Source organism: Vibrio sp. Isolate34 (genome assembly GCF_022397915.1).
GTDB lineage: Bacteria > Pseudomonadota > Gammaproteobacteria > Enterobacterales > Vibrionaceae > Vibrio.
In genome coordinates, this window is sequence record NZ_JAKEUO010000033.1 from 1 (window position 1) to 17,550 (window position 17,550).

At 45.5% G+C, this 17,550-nt stretch carries 16 protein-coding genes, 1 tRNA gene and 2 rRNA genes; 13 read left to right on the forward strand and 6 right to left on the reverse strand.

From position 1 onward, the window contains the following. The 5 genes from L1D22_RS21435 to L1D22_RS21455 all read left to right on the forward strand — a co-directional run. Positions 1-214 (forward strand): transposase (locus tag L1D22_RS21435; RefSeq protein WP_157933609.1); only part of this gene is annotated, 214 nt, incomplete at its 5' end. Between the two features lie 73 nt (positions 215-287). Further along, on the forward strand, positions 288-1,130 hold the full coding sequence (ugpE, locus tag L1D22_RS21440) for a sn-glycerol-3-phosphate ABC transporter permease UgpE (protein WP_239831173.1): 843 nt from the start codon (positions 288-290) through the stop codon (positions 1,128-1,130). Beyond that, positions 1,120-2,424: a sn-glycerol-3-phosphate import ATP-binding protein UgpC gene (locus L1D22_RS21445; RefSeq protein WP_345772820.1), complete on the forward strand. Its 1,305-nt coding sequence runs from the start codon at positions 1,120-1,122 to the stop codon at positions 2,422-2,424. The genes ugpE and L1D22_RS21445 overlap by 11 nt, the downstream gene beginning before the upstream one ends. A gap of 56 nt (positions 2,425-2,480) precedes the next feature. Then, positions 2,481-3,200, forward strand: a complete 720-nt coding sequence (locus L1D22_RS21450) for a glycerophosphodiester phosphodiesterase family protein (protein ID WP_239831174.1) — start codon at positions 2,481-2,483, stop codon at positions 3,198-3,200. Positions 3,201-3,359: 159 nt separating this feature from the next. Continuing rightward, entirely contained in the window at positions 3,360-4,097 is a 738-nt protein-coding gene (locus L1D22_RS21455) for a sulfite exporter TauE/SafE family protein (RefSeq protein WP_239831175.1), read from the forward strand. Positions 4,098-4,157: 60 nt separating this feature from the next. Here L1D22_RS21455 and L1D22_RS21460 read toward each other — a convergent pair whose 3' ends face one another. Further along, on the reverse strand, positions 4,158-4,970 hold the full coding sequence (locus L1D22_RS21460) for a L,D-transpeptidase family protein (RefSeq protein WP_239831176.1): 813 nt from the start codon (positions 4,968-4,970) through the stop codon (positions 4,158-4,160). A 2-nt stretch (positions 4,971-4,972) separates the two neighbouring features. Further along, positions 4,973-5,455 (reverse strand): GNAT family N-acetyltransferase, encoded by a 483-nt coding sequence (locus L1D22_RS21465; RefSeq protein ID WP_239831177.1) that lies wholly within the window; start codon positions 5,453-5,455, stop codon positions 4,973-4,975. Positions 5,456-5,664: 209 nt separating this feature from the next. Here L1D22_RS21465 and L1D22_RS21470 point away from each other — a divergent pair, with 209 nt between their 5' ends. Then, a complete protein-coding gene (locus tag L1D22_RS21470; protein WP_239831178.1) occupies positions 5,665-6,645 on the forward strand; it encodes a Gfo/Idh/MocA family oxidoreductase in 981 nt (326 codons plus the stop codon). Positions 6,646-6,808: 163 nt separating this feature from the next. After that, a complete protein-coding gene (locus tag L1D22_RS21475) occupies positions 6,809-6,970 on the forward strand; it encodes a hypothetical protein (protein ID WP_009846296.1) in 162 nt (53 codons plus the stop codon). A 298-nt stretch (positions 6,971-7,268) separates the two neighbouring features. Here L1D22_RS21475 and L1D22_RS21480 read toward each other — a convergent pair whose 3' ends face one another. Further along, positions 7,269-8,102 (reverse strand): pyruvate, water dikinase regulatory protein, encoded by an 834-nt coding sequence (locus L1D22_RS21480; protein ID WP_048661622.1) that lies wholly within the window; start codon positions 8,100-8,102, stop codon positions 7,269-7,271. A gap of 178 nt (positions 8,103-8,280) precedes the next feature. Here L1D22_RS21480 and ppsA point away from each other — a divergent pair, with 178 nt between their 5' ends. From ppsA to L1D22_RS21510, 6 genes are all read left to right on the forward strand, one after another. After that, the gene (ppsA, locus tag L1D22_RS21485) at positions 8,281-10,653 is read left to right on the forward strand and encodes a phosphoenolpyruvate synthase (RefSeq protein WP_048661621.1); all 2,373 of its coding nucleotides are present in this window, start codon (positions 8,281-8,283) and stop codon (positions 10,651-10,653) included. 285 nt (positions 10,654-10,938) lie between these two features. After that, the gene (locus tag L1D22_RS21490) at positions 10,939-12,273 is read left to right on the forward strand and encodes an MATE family efflux transporter (protein ID WP_239831179.1); all 1,335 of its coding nucleotides are present in this window, start codon (positions 10,939-10,941) and stop codon (positions 12,271-12,273) included. Positions 12,274-12,766: 493 nt separating this feature from the next. Beyond that, positions 12,767-13,432 carry a PAS domain-containing protein gene (locus L1D22_RS21495; protein ID WP_239831180.1) on the forward strand — a complete coding sequence of 222 codons (666 nt, stop codon included), beginning with the start codon at positions 12,767-12,769 and terminating at the stop codon, positions 13,430-13,432. Positions 13,433-13,456: 24 nt separating this feature from the next. Then, positions 13,457-13,840: a RidA family protein gene (locus tag L1D22_RS21500; RefSeq protein WP_123283798.1), complete on the forward strand. Its 384-nt coding sequence runs from the start codon at positions 13,457-13,459 to the stop codon at positions 13,838-13,840. 37 nt (positions 13,841-13,877) lie between these two features. Beyond that, positions 13,878-15,284: a cation:dicarboxylase symporter family transporter gene (locus L1D22_RS21505; protein ID WP_239831181.1), complete on the forward strand. Its 1,407-nt coding sequence runs from the start codon at positions 13,878-13,880 to the stop codon at positions 15,282-15,284. 77 nt (positions 15,285-15,361) lie between these two features. Beyond that, complete coding sequence (locus L1D22_RS21510) at positions 15,362-16,684, forward strand: CoA-disulfide reductase (protein ID WP_239831182.1); 1,323 nt, start codon at positions 15,362-15,364, stop codon at positions 16,682-16,684. Positions 16,685-16,874: 190 nt separating this feature from the next. On the opposite strand, the gene L1D22_RS21515 is transcribed toward L1D22_RS21510, so the two are convergent. From L1D22_RS21515 to L1D22_RS21525, 3 genes are all read right to left on the reverse strand, one after another. After that, positions 16,875-16,965: transfer RNA gene (locus L1D22_RS21515), tRNA-Ser, on the reverse strand. Positions 16,966-17,070: 105 nt separating this feature from the next. Beyond that, positions 17,071-17,186 (reverse strand): 5S ribosomal RNA (gene rrf / locus L1D22_RS21520). A 145-nt stretch (positions 17,187-17,331) separates the two neighbouring features. Next, positions 17,332-17,550 (reverse strand): 23S ribosomal RNA (locus tag L1D22_RS21525); the annotation flags it as partial.

A 17,550-nucleotide genomic window follows, 5' to 3' on the forward strand; every position in this document is an offset into this window, starting at 1 on the left:
AGAAACGGTAATTGCCAAACGCAATTATGGACAAGATATAGACAAAGACAGTATGGATTGGTGTCTATACAAGTATCGTCACTTGGTCGAAAATGCCTTTGGGAGAATTAAGCATTATCGAGCTATTTCAAGTAGATATGACAAGCTAGAAAGGAATTATGCCAGCATGTTATCGCTGGCATTCATGTTAATGTGGCTACCGATGTATTGTTGAACACGAAATGTACAGCAAAGATCAACACGCCCTAGCCTATCACGGCTAGGTTTTAACGCGACAGGAGTTGTTCATGAAAAGTAATAAGGTCTCTGACCACCTAATTTTAATTGCTGGGATGTTGTTTATGCTGGTCCCTATCTGGCTGATCTTCGCCAGTTCGACCCATAACCCAAACACCATTGTCAGCGACGGTTTGCAGTGGTTACCGGGCGATAATTTTACAAGTATTTATAGCGAAGCTTGGAACAAGAGCATGGGCTTTAGTGGTGAAGTCACCGCCAGCAAAATGATCGCCAACTCAATGATCATGGGACTCGGTTTTGCGATCGGCAAGATCATCATTTCGATGATGGCCGCATTTGCTTTGGTCTATTTCAGGCTGCCTTACGCCACGGCTTGGTTCTGGCTGATCTTCGTTACCCTATTGCTGCCACTAGAGGTTCGTATTATCCCATCTTATGAAGTGGTGGCAGGGCTTGGGCTACTCAATAGCTATACGGGTTTGATTCTGCCTTTGATCGCCTCTGCCACCGCTACATTCTTCTTTAGGCAGTTCTTCAAAACCATTCCTGATGAACTGCTTGAAGCCGCTCAACTAGATAACGCAGGTCCATTTCGATTCTTTGTCGATATCTTGCTGCCATTGTCTAAAACCATGATCGCCGCGATCTTCATCATCATGTTTGTGGTGGGTTGGAACCAATACCTGTGGCCAATCATGATGACGACAAATGAGGGCTACAACACCATCGTGATGGGCATCAAACAAGTACTCAATAACATTAATGAAACCAGTTTACCGCGCTACGACTATGTGTTCGCCATGGTGATTTTAGCGATGTTGCCACCCGTTTTAGTGGTGGTTGTATTTCAGCGTTGGTTTGTAAAAGGGCTCGTAGAAAGTGAAAAATAATAACGACACAACTCAAATGAACGATAACCGAATCCAGTCACTCGATGAGTATAAGACGTCTCACCAGACTTATCCCCAAAAGACAGAGGACACTTCTATGCCTATTCGTAATCACTCGTTAGCTCACAAGAATTCAAGTAGAGAGCATAAACTCAAGGCCAAGCCACCCGTTATGCTGGGTATCAAGAACTTGGTGAAGACGTATGAAAACGGCCATCGAGCTGTAAAAGATATCTCACTTGATATCGATAAGGGTGAGTTCCTTGTATTGGTTGGTCCTTCTGGCTGTGGTAAGTCTTCGATTCTGCGCTCTATCGCAGGCTTGGAAAGCATCTCTGGCGGTGAGATTCATTTGGGTGGTCGCCGTGTTGATAACGAGAAACCAGCACAGCGAGATATCGCCATGGTCTTTCAGAATTATGCGCTCTACCCTCACATGACGGTGTATAAAAACTTGGCTTACGGCTTAAAGAACCGAGGTGTCAGCCAACATGTGATTGAAGAGAAGATTGAGAAGGTCGCCAAGACACTCAAAATCGAAGAGTACCTAGATCGCAAGCCTGCCAAGCTCTCAGGTGGACAGCGCCAACGTGTGGCAATGGGCCGAGCGATCGTTCGCGACCCGCAACTGTTCCTGTTTGATGAGCCTCTGTCTAACCTCGATGCCTCGCTGCGTGCTCACATGCGATTAGAAATCAAAAAGCTGCAACGTGAACTCGGCGTGACCAGTGTTTACGTGACTCATGACCAAGTAGAAGCCATGACGCTAGCAGATAGAATTGTGGTTCTCAACCAAGGTCAGATTGAACAAGTCGGCACACCAAGAGAGGTCTACCACCAGCCAGCCAGCACCTTTGTCGCGAGCTTCATTGGCAGCCCCGCGATGAACTTCTTACCTGCCACACTCGACGATGGTTATCTTGAAATCGGCGATCAACAGATGTACTTGCCAGAGTACGCACACGTTAAGAACACAGAAATAACGCTTGGCATTCGTCCTGAACACTCTGAGGTTTGTTCCGACTTAATGATGAACACCTTACCTCTTGAACTGCGTATCAGCGTGCTTGAGCCGTTGGGGCCAAATCAACTGGTTCACGGCCTTGTGAACGATCAGCCTTTTATTGCCGTTACGCCAGAAACAACTTTATGCCAAGCGGTGCCACTCGGATTAAGCATCGATAAGTCCAACCTGCATATTTTTGATGGCCGTGGGAAGCGTATTCAACCAAATAACTTCACCTCACAAGAGTTACACGAAGAGACAACAAGCTTAACGACGGCTCTAGCTTAATGGAGTACACTGATATTTAATGCGTTTTTACGGTGCGTCTTTAAGAAGGATTAATTATGTCGTCTATCATCGTAGGTCATCGGGGTGTAGCAAGTACTCACCCGGAAAATACCAAAGCAAGCATTGAACAAGCCGCTAAACTCGGTTTGAAATGGATTGAAGTAGATATTCAGCCAACTCAGGATGATCAACTTGTGGTTTGTCATGATCACACTCTTGAGCGCTGCAGCGATGGCAAAGGGCGTGTTGATGAACATACCCTTGCCGAATTGCGTCAGCTCGATTTTGGTAGTTGGAAGTCTGAGCAATTCGCTGGAGAGAAAATACTAACGTTGGAAGAGTTACTCGCGCTTGTTGAGCAGTACGATCTCAGCGTTAACTTGGAAATCAAAGTCGATAGCCGACACCAAGCTCCTCATGTGGTGGATCTGCTGCATTCAGAACTGATTCGTTCAAACCTCGATACCGACAGAGTGCTGCTTTCAAGCTTCAGCCATCAAGTGGTTGCTGAAATGGCTCGTCACCTGCCAAGGTACCGTGTCGGTGTGATCACAGAGCAACTGACTCAAGACGATTTGCTGCTGATTGATGAAGTAAAAGCGTTCAGCTGTCATATGAATTATGAACACGTGATTCAAAGCGATCTTGATACGCTCAGCGAAGCGAACATTCAAACATGGTGCTACACCGTAAACGATCCGTCTCGCTTCGAATTCCTCTCAAATGTGGACGCGGTATTCACTGATTTTCCAAATAAATTCAGCTCGATAAATTGACCCTGCAAATACTATAAAAGTAACCCTGAGAGACTTTAAAATTAACCTCTAGAAACCTCAAAGTTAAGTAGCAAACACAAGTGAGTAGGAGTACATTCCGCTGCTCACTTAGTTTCATTAGCTCGCACTATTTAGGCAGCTTTATTGGTTACTTAATTTATGGATCTCATTCTTAGTCCAACTTTCCCAATTTTGGGTGCAATCTTCATTTTCGCCGCTATTGTTCGTGGCTTCTCAGGTTTCGGTTTCACCTTAGTGGCATTGCCATTAAGTGCGTTGTTCGTGCCTGTTATCGAACTGGTTCCTGTTTTCATGTTGATCGACCTACTTGGCAATGTTCAATTGCTACCTAAGATTCGAAAGTACGTTAACTGGCGCTGGGTTTCAAAGGTCTTTATCCCTTGTTTTGCCTTCACACCTGTCGGCTTACTTCTGCTTAAATCGGTTAGCCAAGACACGATCATCTTGATCATCAGTGCCTTTATCTTTGCGTCTGCATTAATGATCTACAAAGGTTTTCAGTATAAAAGTGAACCAAGATTTGCTCCCTATATTCTAGGTAGCCTTGCAGGGATCATGAATGGCGCGGCGTCGATGTCAGGGCCTCCAGTTGGCACGCACGCCTTAGCAAGCCCAGTCGCTCCGCACATCGCTAGAGCTGGCCTGATTGCCTTCTTCGTGTTGGCGGATTCGAGTGCGTTTGTTTCAGCATCCATCGCTGGATTAGTCGATCGAGATGTGGTGTGGCTGACTCTTGTACTCTTGCCAAGCAGCATGTTTGGCGGCTATGTGGGTTCTAAGTTGTTCGAGAGGTTTGGTGGAGAGAAGTTCAAGCCCGTGACCATTGCGCTGCTTATCGTGATTGCTATTTTCAGTGCAGGGCGAGTTTTACTGTAACGAGCTTGAGAAGGTTTAAAGTCACTCTATAAAAAGAGTTCCGGAAATGGGTACCAATATCTACCATTCGATATGGATAGGGGTGCCCATTTTTACGAGTTGGATAAACTCATCCATGTCTTGATTGGTTAGTGCAATACAGCCATCGGTCCAATCAAAGCTTTGAATAAAGCTCGGTGAACGACGCTCACCATTCTTGATACCGTGAATTTTGATGTTCCCACCAGGATCGACATCATTGTTTTCTGCCCACAGCCTATCTGAAGGTTGCGGGTAGTTGATATGCACTGAGCGATAGAAATCCGACTCTTCCATCACATAGTCGAGTTGGTATTCCCCTTCAGGCGTTCGGTTGTCCCCTTCAAAGCGTTTATGTCCTTTCGGTTGCTTACCTAATGCAATACGAAACTCCTGAATCACCTCATCCCCTTTCATCAAATACATTCTACGTTTCGACTTATCCACTTTGACTAAGGTTACCACCTGCAGTAATGGATCTATCTCAGGGACATCGTCTGGGACGTTGTAAAACTGTCGAGATGAACTTTGAGGTGGGCGCTTTGATGAGCCTTGAGAAAGCTGAGCAACCTGTTTGTCTGAATCATTGTTAAGCACATCATCGACAATAATCACATGTTGGGGTTTTGAGGCTGATGAAGAGGAAGAGGTTGATACACGCTGAGAGTGGGAAGGTGCGGACTCAAACACGATGGTTTCAATCGCAGTCGCGTCAGAGACTATTTTCTCAACCACAACCTTTTTGGCTTCCGGTGACGGAACATATTGTGGGGTATCAGTAGCAGATACCGTCACTGAATAAATCAGCGAACTCGATAAAAACATACATAGTGTTAAAGGCAAAAAGCGACGCACCTTTAGATCTCCTCAAAACTCATTGACATGGTTCGAGATTGAGTTTCCATTCCTAGCGACTCGTAGAAACTTTGAGCTTGTTGGTTAAACTCCATCACCTCTAACCTAAGTTCTATCGCCCCTCTCGCCTGCGCCCATTGGTTGAACGACTTCATTAATGCACGCCCAGCCCCTTGGCTCTGAACCTGATCGCTCACCACAATGGTATTTACCCTTGCCACCTTGTGTGACTGGATAAAACTGACGCCTTTATTCTGCGTGACTTTACCCGCTAAAAAGCCAACCACTTGCTTCTCATCCACCGCAACAAAGAACGCGCCAGTCGGGTCAATCATCAAGCCTAGCCAATACTCCTCACTGTCAGCAAAGCTTTGAGAAGGCGGCGCAAATACCATTGGAGCACCAAGATGATGTTGACGATTTATCTGATCAGAGAGCGCTAAGATCGCGTCAATGTCAGTTACTTTGGCTGTCCGGATTTGCATATCATCACCTTGTTTGAATTCAATAACACCTTAGCAAAAATGGCTTAGTTGTGCACCGTTACACTGGTCGACTCAGACGCTCTGTGAAAGCGGGTTATCAATATTAGGCACTAAGTTTGGGGAAATTGTTCAGTAAATCTCAGGCACATTGCCCGCCTTTGAGTGCTACTATCTCTGCAGAATCAATACACTAACGACTGGACACCTCTATGATTAAGTTCGCTGTAATTGGAACCAATTGGATTACACAAAAATTCGTTCAAGCTGCACATGAATCACAATCGATGCAGTTGGCTGCGGTTTATTCACGAAACCTAGAGAGCGCTGCGCAATTCGCACAAGAATTTGGTGTTGAAACCACCTACGATTCACTCAATGCATTAGCCAATGACAACACGGTCAAAGCTGTGTATATCGCTTCACCAAACTCACTGCACTGCGAACAGTCCATCTTCATGATGGAGCACGGTAAACACGTGATCTGTGAAAAGCCGGTTGCATCCAACATTGATGAGGCAACACGCATGTTCGAAGTGGCTGAGAAAAACGGTGTGGTGTTGTTTGAGGCGTATAAATCTCAATTCCTACCAAACTTTAAGCAAGTTCAACTCGGCCTAGAAAAGATCGGCAAGGTACACAAAGCGCACATCAACTACTGTCAGTATTCATCGCGTTACCAGAAATACCTGAACGGCGAGAACCCGAACACTTTCAATCCGGCTTTCTCGAACGGTTCATTGGTCGATATTGGTTTCTACTGTGTAGCTGCAACGGTTGCTTTGTTTGGTGAGCCGGAAAATGCTCAAGCTTCTGCAAAGCTGCTTGAATCCGGTGTGGATGCGCATGGCTGTGCGATCTTCCAGTACCCAGAGTTTGACGTGACTCTTGCTCACTCTAAAGTCAGCGACTCTTATGCACCAAGCGAGATCCAAGGTGAACAAGGAGCAATCATCATCGATCACATTGCAGAATGCACCGACGTTAAGATCCGCTACCGTGATGGCAGCATTGAGAACCTCACTCAAGCACAGAGCGAAAACTCAATGAGTTACGAAGCACAAGCTTTTGCAGGCTGCATTGGGGGCGATAAAGAAACTCAAGCTCAAGCTAAACTGCGAGCTTTAACCGTCGCCAAGTTGATTACAGAGATGCGTCAGCAAGTTGGTGTCGTTTATCCAGCCGATAAATAACATCACCATTAGGTTAACCAGCTGATTTTTAACAAATACCGATTTATACATAACTAAATTTAATCTTTACGACAAACAACCGGATTAGTCTATTGGGGTACCATCTGTTTAAATCCGCGTTCGATATCTATCGTATTAATTTAATTTATTGAAGGTGTGTAAAGTGTTTTCAGTTGATGATCGCGTTGTAGCAACAAAAGGTGTTGAGCTAGGTGAAATGGTTGTAATTGGCCTAAGTGCTGGTGGCGGCTACGTTCACGTTACAACAGTAGAAGGCGCAATAATGACGCTTACTTACCCTGCAAAAGACCTTAAAAAAGCATAGTTTAACCGCTCCGCTCTTTTAGTAGTCACTCTGCTAAAGGTAACAAAATTGAGGCCTTGGCTGATTTCACTCTTCTGCATTAGAGTGAACAGCCTGGGCCTTTTTTATGTCTGTTATTCCATAACAGCCTGCTTCGCTAGCGCAATTGCAACGAGCACAAACAAAAAATCGAAGCTCTCAGGTCTCACCCTTGTTAGCTTCGATTTTCTTTTAGCTGCCCATTCTTTCTATCTGACCAAGCCTTTTGTTACATCAAGCTCTTGTTACACCAAGTTCTTGTTACACCAAACTCTTGTTACTATAGCAAGCGCCTTCTCAAACCAGTTCGCTCCAAGATTCGTGTCGAAATCTCTTCAACCGATAATGAAGACGTGTTGATGTAAGGGATCGCTTCTCGGCGGAACATCGCTTCTACCGTTTGTAGCTCATACAAACATTGCGAATCACTCGCGTATTCACTGCCCGCTAAACGGTTCTCACGGATCTCAGTCAGCCTTTCTGCATCAATGGTTAAACCAAACAACTTGTGTCGGTAAATCTCAAACTCAGGCAGCAGCTTCAAGCGCGCTAAATCGTCATGGATGAATGGATAGTTCGCTACGCGTAAGCCAAACTGCATCGCCATATACAAGCTTGTTGGTGTCTTACCGCTTCGAGATACACCTAACAAGATGATGTCGGCTTCTTCCAGCCCTTTGAGCGTGATGCCATCATCGTGTGCGAGTGTGTATTCAATCGCAGCAATACGGTCGAAATACTTAACCGAATCTTTGTTCACACTGCGTGAGCGTTGCAGCTTAGGTACAGGTGCCATCTGAATATCATCCTGAACCTTCTGAACGATACTTTCCAACACGTCATAGCAGTGCGCTGGCGCTTCAAGCAGCTTAGCCTTGATATCTGGGATCACGATTGAAAAGAACACCAATGGTTCGACTCCATTATCGCGATACGAAATTTCGATCTCTTTTAATAAATCAGAAAGTTTGTCCTCACTTTCCACAAACGGAAAGGTTTTTTCATTGGCTTTGAAAGGGAATTGACCTAGAACAACATGCCCTAAAGTCTCACATGTTATGGCCGTTCCATCAGAAACATAGAATACATCACGACTTTGAATATCAATTTGCATTTTTTATTTAATGTTTAAAATTATTTTGAGTAGGATGGGAACCATAATATATATAACAAAACCCTGCTGACTATTACGTCCCCCACAGCTTTAAAAAATAATTTACATTTTTTTAAACTGATACGTAATCGTTTGCCTTTAAATCCCTACAATGCTTGCTATGTTTCTGGAGAAATAAATGCAAAATAATACCTTATGGTTCAATGGCCTATCCATGGAAGATGTCGACAAAGTCGGCGGTAAGAACGCCTCACTGGGCGAGATGGTTTCTAACCTATCCAATGCTGGTGTTTCTGTACCTAATGGTTTTGCTACCACTTCATATGCGTTTAACGACTTTCTTGACTACAAAGGTCTTGATGAGCGCATCCACCAACTACTTGATGAACTTGATGTTGAAGACGTTGACGCACTGCGTAAGACAGGTGCAACGATTCGACAATGGGTTCTAGACGCCCCCTTCCCAGAATCACTAGAGCAAGACATCCGTGATAACTACCGCGAGCTAATCGAAGACAACGAAGAATTGTCTGTAGCTGTGCGTTCATCTGCAACTGCAGAAGACCTTCCGGACGCATCTTTCGCAGGCCAGCAAGAGACCTTCCTTAACGTGAAAGGCATCGACGCTGTACTGGAAGCAACCAAGCACGTTTACGCTTCTCTGTTTAACGACCGCGCTATCTCTTACCGTGTACACCAAGGCTTTGACCACCGCGGCATTTCATTGTCTGCGGGCATTCAACGCATGGTTCGCTCAGACAAAGCCTCTTCAGGTGTGATGTTCACGCTTGATACAGAGTCAGGCTTCGACCAAGTCGTGTTCATCACTTCTTCTTGGGGTCTAGGTGAGATGGTTGTACAGGGCGCTGTGAACCCAGATGAGTTCTACGTTCACAAGCCAATGCTAGAAGCGGGTCACTACCCAATCGTTAAGAAGACGTTTGGTTCTAAGCTGATCAAAATGATCTACTCAACCAACCAAGAGATTGGCAAGCAAGTTGATATCATCGACACCGATACGCAAGAGCGTAACGAGTTCTCACTGAACGATGAAGAGATCAAAGAGCTAGCAAAACAAGCGATGATCATCGAGAAGCACTATCAACGTCCGATGGACATTGAGTGGGCGAAAGATGGTATCGACGGCAAGCTATACATTGTTCAAGCTCGTCCTGAAACCGTATGTTCTCAAAGCGACCAAAACGTTATCGAGCGTTACGAGCTAAACAACAAGGCCGATGTCTTAGTTGAAGGCCGTGCTATCGGTCAACGTATCGGCTCTGGCCCAGTTCGTTTGGTTGATTCTCTAGACCAAATGTCACTGGTTCAAGAAGGCGACGTACTAGTAACAGACATGACAGACCCAGACTGGGAACCTGTGATGAAGAAAGCCTCTGCGATTGTTACTAACCGTGGCGGCCGTACTTGTCACGCAGCAATCATCGCTCGTGAGCTAGGCATTCCTGCAATCGTTGGCTGTGGCACAGCGACAAGCAACCTAAACGACGGTGACACCGTGACAGTGTCATGTTCTGAAGGTGAAACAGGATACGTTTACCAAGGCGAGCTCGACTTCGAGATCAAACGTTCTGAAGTTGATGAGCTACCAATGCTGCCAACCAAAGTAATGATGAACGTGGGTAACCCAGATCGCGCATTCGACTTTGCACAAATTCCAAACGAAGGTGTCGGCCTTGCTCGTCTAGAGTTCATCATCAACAAGATGATCGGCATTCACCCGAAAGCCCTATTGAACTTCGATGCTCAAACTGACGAGCTAAAAGCGGAAATCAGTGAACGTATTCGCGGCTACAAAGATCCAATCGACTTCTACGTAAGCAAGCTAACAGAAGGCATCGCGACTATCGCGTCTGCATTCTGGCCTAAGCGCGTGATCGTGCGTATGTCTGACTTTAAGTCGAACGAATACAGCAACCTAGTCGGCGGTAAAACGTTTGAACCGCATGAAGAGAACCCAATGCTGGGCTTCCGTGGCGCATCTCGTTACATCTCGCCAGTATTCGAAGACTGTTTCGAGCTAGAAACTCAAGCGATCAAACGCGTTCGCAACGAAATGGGCCTTAAGAACGTTGAAATCATGATCCCATTCGTTCGTACTCCAAGCGAAGCAGCATCGGTTATCGACATTCTGGCTAAGTTCGACCTTCGCCGTGGCGACCAAGGTCTGAAAGTGATCATGATGTGCGAGCTGCCATCAAATGCGATTTTGGCTGAAGAGTTCTTGAAGTACTTCGATGGGTTCTCTATCGGTTCAAACGATATGACTCAGCTAACGCTTGGCCTAGACCGAGATTCAGGCGATGTTGCTCACCTATTCGACGAGCGTAACCCTGCTGTGAAAGCGATGCTGAAAATGGCCATCGATGCAGCAACAAAAGCGGGTAAATACGTGGGCATTTGTGGTCAAGGCCCATCTGACCATGATGACTTAGCGGAATGGTTAATGGAACAAGGCATCAGCTCTGTTTCGTTGAACCCAGATACGGTTATCGATACATGGTTGAAGTTGGGTAACGTTGCGAACAAGTAACGCTTAGCGCCAACAACGTAGATACAACGGAAAGTAGAATCAACAAGGCCAGTCATCATGACTGGCTTTTTTGTTTTTATCTGTTGATTTTTGACATCAAAAGGCTAAGGAACAGGTTTGAGAGAGTAAACAAAACATCCCGTCTATGCGATGGTATAAAACTAGTATCGATAGATAGGATAACAATGATTGGTATCGAGCTGACCTTACGTTATCCTTTACGCAATTCTTCATTGAGTGGATTGTCACCACGACAAACCTACCTTCAAGACCGATAAGAGTGTTATGAATTCGACTACCGCTACTCCCTCGCCTTCGCTTGGCCGACAACTCTATACAATGACATGGCCAATGCTGTTTGGGGTGCTTTCCCTGATGAGCTTCCAACTTGTAGACAGTGCCTTCATTGGTCAGCTCGGCGTTTTGCCGCTTGCTGTTCAAGGTTTCACGCTTCCAATACAGATGATCATTATTGGAATTCAGGTTGGGTTAGGCATCGCAACCACAGCAGTCATTGCGAGAGCCATTGGTGCCAATGAAACACGCTATGCTAAACAACTGGGCGGGTTAGTGATTGCGATGGGCAGCGTGAGTGTCGCGCTTTTCTCGGTCATCATCTATCTGTTACGTGGGCCTATTTTGCAGTTGTTGGATGCGCCACCGACTGTGTTACCGATCATTGATTCTTACTGGATCTATTGGTTAGTCAGCTCTTGGACGGGGGCTCTGCTCTACTTCTTCTACAGTGTGTGTCGTGCCAACGGTAATACCATGCTACCCGGCTCAATGATGATCGCGACCAGTATCATCAACTTGATATTGGACCCAATCTTCATCTTTACGCTCGATATGGGCATCAACGGTGCAGCAATTGCGACCATCTTGGCGTTCGGTGCAGGCATCTTTATCGTGGCACCTAAAGTGACCAAGAAGCATTGGATGACATTCGATTGGAACGACCTTGATATAGGCAAGAGTGTTCGCTCCATCGGTAACATCATGGGCCCTGCGATGATCAGCCAACTGCTGCCGCCTGTCTCTTCTATGTTGGCGACTAAACTGTTGGCGGGTTATGGCACTGCAGCCGTTGCAGCTTGGGCTTTAGGGTCTCGTTTTGAATTCTTCTCCATTGTGGCTGTATTAGCACTGACCATGTCGATGCCACCTATGATTGGCCGCATGTTGGGTGAAAAGAACCTTGGCAACATACGTAGTCTTGTGAAGATTGCCGTAACCTTTGTGTTAGGTTTCCAACTGGTCATCGCATTGGTGACTTGGTTATTCTCTGGCGGGTTGGCGAACCTCATGACCAGTGACAACGAAGTATCAACGATTCTGAACTACCACCTACTGATCGTGCCTATCAGCTTAGGGCCTTTGGGTATCTGTATGCTGATGGTTTCGATTTCTAACGCGTTGGGCAAGTCTTACACCGCATTAACGATCTCAGCACTGCGCTTGTTCGCTTTCTTCTTGCCTTGCTTGTGGGTTGGCTCTCAGCTTGCAGGAATTGAAGGCCTGTTCTGGGGAGCTATGGTCGGTAATGTGCTTGCCGGAACCTGTGCATGGTTTATGTACCGACGCGCGCTTGGACAAGTCGAAGCTAAGCTAGACAGCTAGTAAGTTGGACAGAACACAAAAAAGCAGCCACTTAGGCTGCTTTTTTAGTTTTCTGAGTTCTGATTTACGATCCTCCCGCTGACTATCCTTTGCTAATGAAGTCTCTTCGATTAAGCCTTCCTTACCACCAAAAAAAGAATACCGACCGGTCATCATTTTAGTCTCAGAATTGCTAGCTAGATTTCCTTACATAAAAAACATCAATCGAGCCGATTTTTATGCCCTCTTAGAACTTATCCTAGATCATTAAAGTATTCGAAAACTTAACCTGTGGTTTTAAATATGTAAACTTTGATGGAGTTTAAGAAATTAAACCATATCGAAGATGGTTTGGTGATCCTGTTCAAATTACGCTCTTAATTTAAGTTAAATTTTCGTTATTTGTTGATGTTTTGAACGTTTTTTACGGTTTACAGAAGTTTACTGCATCTTGTTCAAATACCACCAAAGGAGTAAGTTTCAGTCATTGAGTTCAAAAATGTAAACCGAAATCATGAATGTAAAACAAGTTCGATTCACCGATGAAGACAGAGAATGTTTAAGCAATTACTTCCGCTTAGCGGACACAATTGCTGACTTGATTGGCCCTTACTGTGAGGTGGTCATTCACTCCTTTGAAAGCTTAGAAAATTCTGTCGTGAAGATCGTCAATGGTCATCATACCGGTCGTGAAATCGGCTCGCCTATCACCGATTTAGGTTTACGTATGTGGAGTACATTCGAGAAAACTGGTGAAGTTTCTCCAAAGAGTTATTTCACCAATGCAGCAGACGGTTCCCTACTGAAATCGACCACCTGCGTTCTGGCAGGCCCACTACAAAAGCCGATTGGCATGCTGTGTATCAACATGAACTTATCTTTCCCATTCCCAGAAATCGTCAAGACGCTAATGCCGCAGTGCAATGTGCCACAAACCATTGTCAGCGAAACATTCAGCAACAATGCGAATGACGTGATTCAGCAAGCATTGAGTTCAGCCATTAAAGAAGTTGACCAAGACGAGACGATTTCTTCCAAAGGTCGCAATAAAGCCATCATTCGTTGTTTATTCGATAACGGAGTATTTGAGCTAAAAGAGACGACTACACAAGTATCAGAGCAACTGGGGATCAGCCGTCAGGCGGTTTACAAGTTTATCCGTGAATTTAAATCAGAATAAAACCAATAATTTAGGAGTTACATCGTGAAACAGATCATTGCCACTGAACAAGCACCTGCAGCTATCGGCCCTTACTCACAAGGTACGTCTTACGGCGACATGGTTTATACATCAGGCCAATTACCTCTCGTTCCAGAAACCATGCAGTTTGTTGAGGGCGGCATCAAAGAGCAGGCTCGTCAGTCTCTAGAAAACTTAAAAGCGGTATTAGAAGCGAGTAATGCGGGACTGGACACTGTGCTTAAGACAACCTGCTTCCTGTCTGACATGGGAAACTTCGTTGCCTTTAACGAAGTGTACACAGAAGTGTTTGGTACAGAGAACGCACCTGCTCGCTCTTGTGTTGAAGCAGCACGACTACCAAAAGACGCACTGGTTGAAGTTGAAGCCATCGCATATAAAAAATAACCGATTTAGGTATTAATGGGTATCATAGGAGATTCTCATGAGCGTTTCATTTATCGCATTAAGCGTACTGTTCTTTGGGTTCTACGCACTGCTGTCGAACTTCAAAAAGCAAAAGAAAAGTTTTAACTTCCGCGTACTGAGTGCGCTTGCTGCTGGCTTACTGTTCGGTGGTGCAATTCAACTTGTTTTCGGTGTCGGTAACGTTGCAACATCTGGCTTTGCTGAACTGATTTCAGTGTTCGGTAAAGGCTACATCAAACTTCTACAAATGATCGTTATCCCACTTGTATTCGTGGCGATGATCTCTTCGATCATGAACGTTGAAGGCGGTGGTGCGCTATCTCGTATCGCACCAAAGATCATCGGTATTCTACTTTTCACTTGTGCAATCTCAGCAGCCGTTGGTATCGCAAGTATTTACCTATTTGGTATCGATGCGAACGCGCTAGTAAGCACTATCGGCACAAACAGTGCGATTGAAGCTCGCGGTGATTCGCTGGTAGCAACACAAGATGCAATGGCAAGCAGTGGTCTGTCTGGTATGGCTCTGTCTATCATTCCAACCAACATCTTTGACATGCTAACGGGTTCTCAACGTACTTCTACACTATCGACTGTACTGTTCGGCATGTTCCTAGGCTACTGTATCCTTCAAGTGAAGAATCGTAAGCCTGAGAAAGTGCAAAACTTCGTTGATTTCATCAACTCTGCAAAAGAAGTTGTGCTGTCAATGGTTCGTGAAATCCTGAAGCTAACACCTTACGGTGTATTCGCTCTGATGACCACGTTCATGATGACGAATGACCTATTCGCACTGGCTGAAATGGGACGCTTCCTTTTAGCAAGCTACGTAGCAATCGGCGTGATGTTCGGCATCCACTTCGTGATGGTGTCAATGTTCGGCCTGTCCCCTGCTAAGTTCATGAAGAAAATCTGGCCAGTATTGGTATTCGGTTTCGGTTCTCGCTCAAGCATGGCGGCTATCCCACTAAACGTTGAAACACAAACTCAACGCTTAGGTGTAGATGAAGAAACGGCAAACATGTCAGCGACATTCGGTACCAGTATCGGTCAGAACGGTTGCGCAGGCATCTACCCAGCAATGCTAGCAATCATGGCAGCACAAGTGATGGGCATGCCAGTTGACCTAGGCTTCATCCTACAACTGATTGCAGTTATCGCGATTGCTTCATTCGGTATCGCTGGTGTGGGTGGTGGTGCAACGTTCGCAGCAGTAGCAGTACTGACCATCATGGGTCTAGACATAACAGTAGTAGCAATTCTGGTGTCTATCGAAGCACTGATTGACATGGCTCGTACAGCGCTAAACATTTCAGGCTCTATGTTGTCTGGTGTTCTAACAGCTAAGAAGAACGGCTCGCTAAACACAGAACAATACGACGCTGACGTTACAGCGACAGTATCAAAAGAAGCAGCAGTATAATTCTCAAACTTAATTAAGAGCACTCCGCGTGAGTGCTCTTCTGTTTTTCCTGAGTTCAGGTTATTTAGGTAGTAAATATGAAAGTTGTTGTTATAGGCGGTAGCGCCGCAGGTATGAGTTTCGCAGCAAAATACAAACGTAATCAGCCATCAGACGAAGTCATCGTGTTAGATAAGCGTAGCTACATCTCTTTTGGTGCCTGTGGTCTACCCTACTTTGCAGGCGGCATGTTTGATGACACCGAACGAATGATTTCTCGCACGCCAGAACAAGCCATTAAATCTGGCTTGGATGTACGTGTGAAAACAGAAATGGTGTCGTTCGACCGCACTGAAAAACAAATTACGGTACGTCACCAAGATGAAGAAAGCGTCATCGATTACGATATGCTGATCATTGCGACAGGTGCGCGACCAATCGTTCCATCATTCGGTGAATTCAATCCGGAACACGTATACACACTAACAAGCATGGAAGATGGCTTGGCGGTTAAGAAAGCGCTAAAGGATAATGTCAAGCAACGTGTATGTGTTATTGGGGCAGGCTTTATCGGTCTGGAAGTGTTCGACGCTGCACACGGCTTAGACAAACACGTGACGATCATCGAGCGTGAACAGCACATCATGAGCCGTCAGTTCAGCCCAGAGATAATTGAAGTCGTTGAAGGTGCGATTCGAGAATCCGGAGCTGACCTTAAAACAGGTTGTAGCGTGTCTGCTATTCGCGATGCCGAGCAAGGTGGTTACATTGTAGAAACCGATAACGGCGACGTAGAAGCCGATGTCGTGATCCTGTCACTCGGTTTCAAACCAAATACTGAAGCGTTCGAACTGCCAAAAGCAGCAAATGGTGCATTGTTAGTGAATGAATATGGCACTACTGAAGACGCTTACATCCACGCTGTTGGCGACTGTGCCGTTGTCCACCATATGGCACTAGGCAAGCCCGTTTATGTTCCTCTAGCAACCACAGCCAACAAGCAAGCGCGTATGATGGCGGACAAGCTAGCAGGTAAAGATACCTATATGTCTGGCTTCTTAGGTTCGTCTTGTTTAAAAGTGCTCGATTACGAACTGGCATGTACCGGCGTATCTGAACTACTTGCGAAAGAACATAACTTGGATGTGAAAGTATCAACGATTTCAGATAAGAACCAAACCGATTACTACCCAGGCCAAGAAGACATCAAGGTGAAGTTGGTCTATCACCCAGAGACTAACGTTCTACTTGGTGGCGAGATCGTGGGTAAAAAAGGGGCTGTAGGCCGTATTAACGCTCTAGCCGTTGCCATCACGGCAAAGGTGACCACCCAACAGCTAGGTTACATGGACTTCTGCTACGCACCACCATTCTCCCGTACATGGGATGCGCTGAACGTGGCAGGTAACGTAGCAAAATAGGCCTTAACAGTCGCAAAGACATAAAGCTAAAACATCAAAGCAGAGCCTGAGCGCTCTGCTTTTTAATACCTAAACTCTACATAACCTGAAGCAGAATAAGATAACGACGTATCTAATGGTCTTTGAGCTTTCTTTTACCAAATTCAAGACGAAAAAAAGCCCGCTGATTTCTCAGCGGGCTTTCTAATGGTGGTGGAGGGATAGGGATTTGAACCCTAGAACCGCTATTAACGGTTGCCGGTTTTCAAGACCGGTGCTTTCGACCACTCAGCCATCCCTCCAACAAATTGTCATCAACAGATTTGTGCACTGTTGAGGTTGTTACTTGCTATGCAAATAACGATACCTTTTGTCTTCACTTTTTAAAAAGTGAGAATAAATTTGGAGCCTGGCGATGTCCTACTCTCACATGGGGAAGCCCCACACTACCATCGGCGCTATTGTGTTTCACTTCTGAGTTCGGCATGGAATCAGGTGGGTCCACAATGCTATGGTCGCCAAGCAAATTTTGTTTTTACTTTCAGTTTTTAAAAACTGAAGGCAAAATAATCTGGAAAGCTGCTTCTCTATTTAATAGAGCTATAAAAGTTTCTCTTCAAACTCATTCAAGGTCTCTCTTTGAGTCCACAAAACCCCTTGGGTGTTGTATGGTTAAGCCTCACGGGCAATTAGTACAGGTTAGCTCAATGCCTCGCAGCACTTACACACCCTGCCTATCAACGTTCTAGTCTTGAACAACCCTTTAGGACGCTTATAGCGTCAGGGAAAACTCATCTCAGGGCTCGCTTCCCGCTTAGATGCTTTCAGCGGTTATCGATTCCGAACTTAGCTACCGGGCAATGCCATTGGCATGACAACCCGAACAC

What these genes read in the sequence shown, in the direction of transcription:
- L1D22_RS21480 (WP_048661622.1), bottom strand. Translation starts at nt 8,102, where the DNA reads ATGCAAATTGATATTCAAAGTCGTGATGTATTCTATGTTTCTGATGGA.
- ppsA (WP_048661621.1), top strand. Translation starts at nt 8,281, where the DNA reads ATGCAAAATAATACCTTATGGTTCAATGGCCTATCCATGGAAGATGTC.
- ugpE (WP_239831173.1), top strand. Translation starts at nt 288, where the DNA reads ATGAAAAGTAATAAGGTCTCTGACCACCTAATTTTAATTGCTGGGATG.
- L1D22_RS21450 (WP_239831174.1), top strand. Translation starts at nt 2,481, where the DNA reads ATGTCGTCTATCATCGTAGGTCATCGGGGTGTAGCAAGTACTCACCCG.
- L1D22_RS21495 (WP_239831180.1), top strand. Translation starts at nt 12,767, where the DNA reads ATGAATGTAAAACAAGTTCGATTCACCGATGAAGACAGAGAATGTTTA.
- L1D22_RS21465 (WP_239831177.1), bottom strand. Translation starts at nt 5,455, where the DNA reads ATGCAAATCCGGACAGCCAAAGTAACTGACATTGACGCGATCTTAGCG.
- L1D22_RS21470 (WP_239831178.1), top strand. Translation starts at nt 5,665, where the DNA reads ATGATTAAGTTCGCTGTAATTGGAACCAATTGGATTACACAAAAATTC.
- L1D22_RS21455 (WP_239831175.1), top strand. Translation starts at nt 3,360, where the DNA reads ATGGATCTCATTCTTAGTCCAACTTTCCCAATTTTGGGTGCAATCTTC.
- L1D22_RS21505 (WP_239831181.1), top strand. Translation starts at nt 13,878, where the DNA reads ATGAGCGTTTCATTTATCGCATTAAGCGTACTGTTCTTTGGGTTCTAC.
- L1D22_RS21510 (WP_239831182.1), top strand. Translation starts at nt 15,362, where the DNA reads ATGAAAGTTGTTGTTATAGGCGGTAGCGCCGCAGGTATGAGTTTCGCA.
- L1D22_RS21490 (WP_239831179.1), top strand. Translation starts at nt 10,939, where the DNA reads ATGAATTCGACTACCGCTACTCCCTCGCCTTCGCTTGGCCGACAACTC.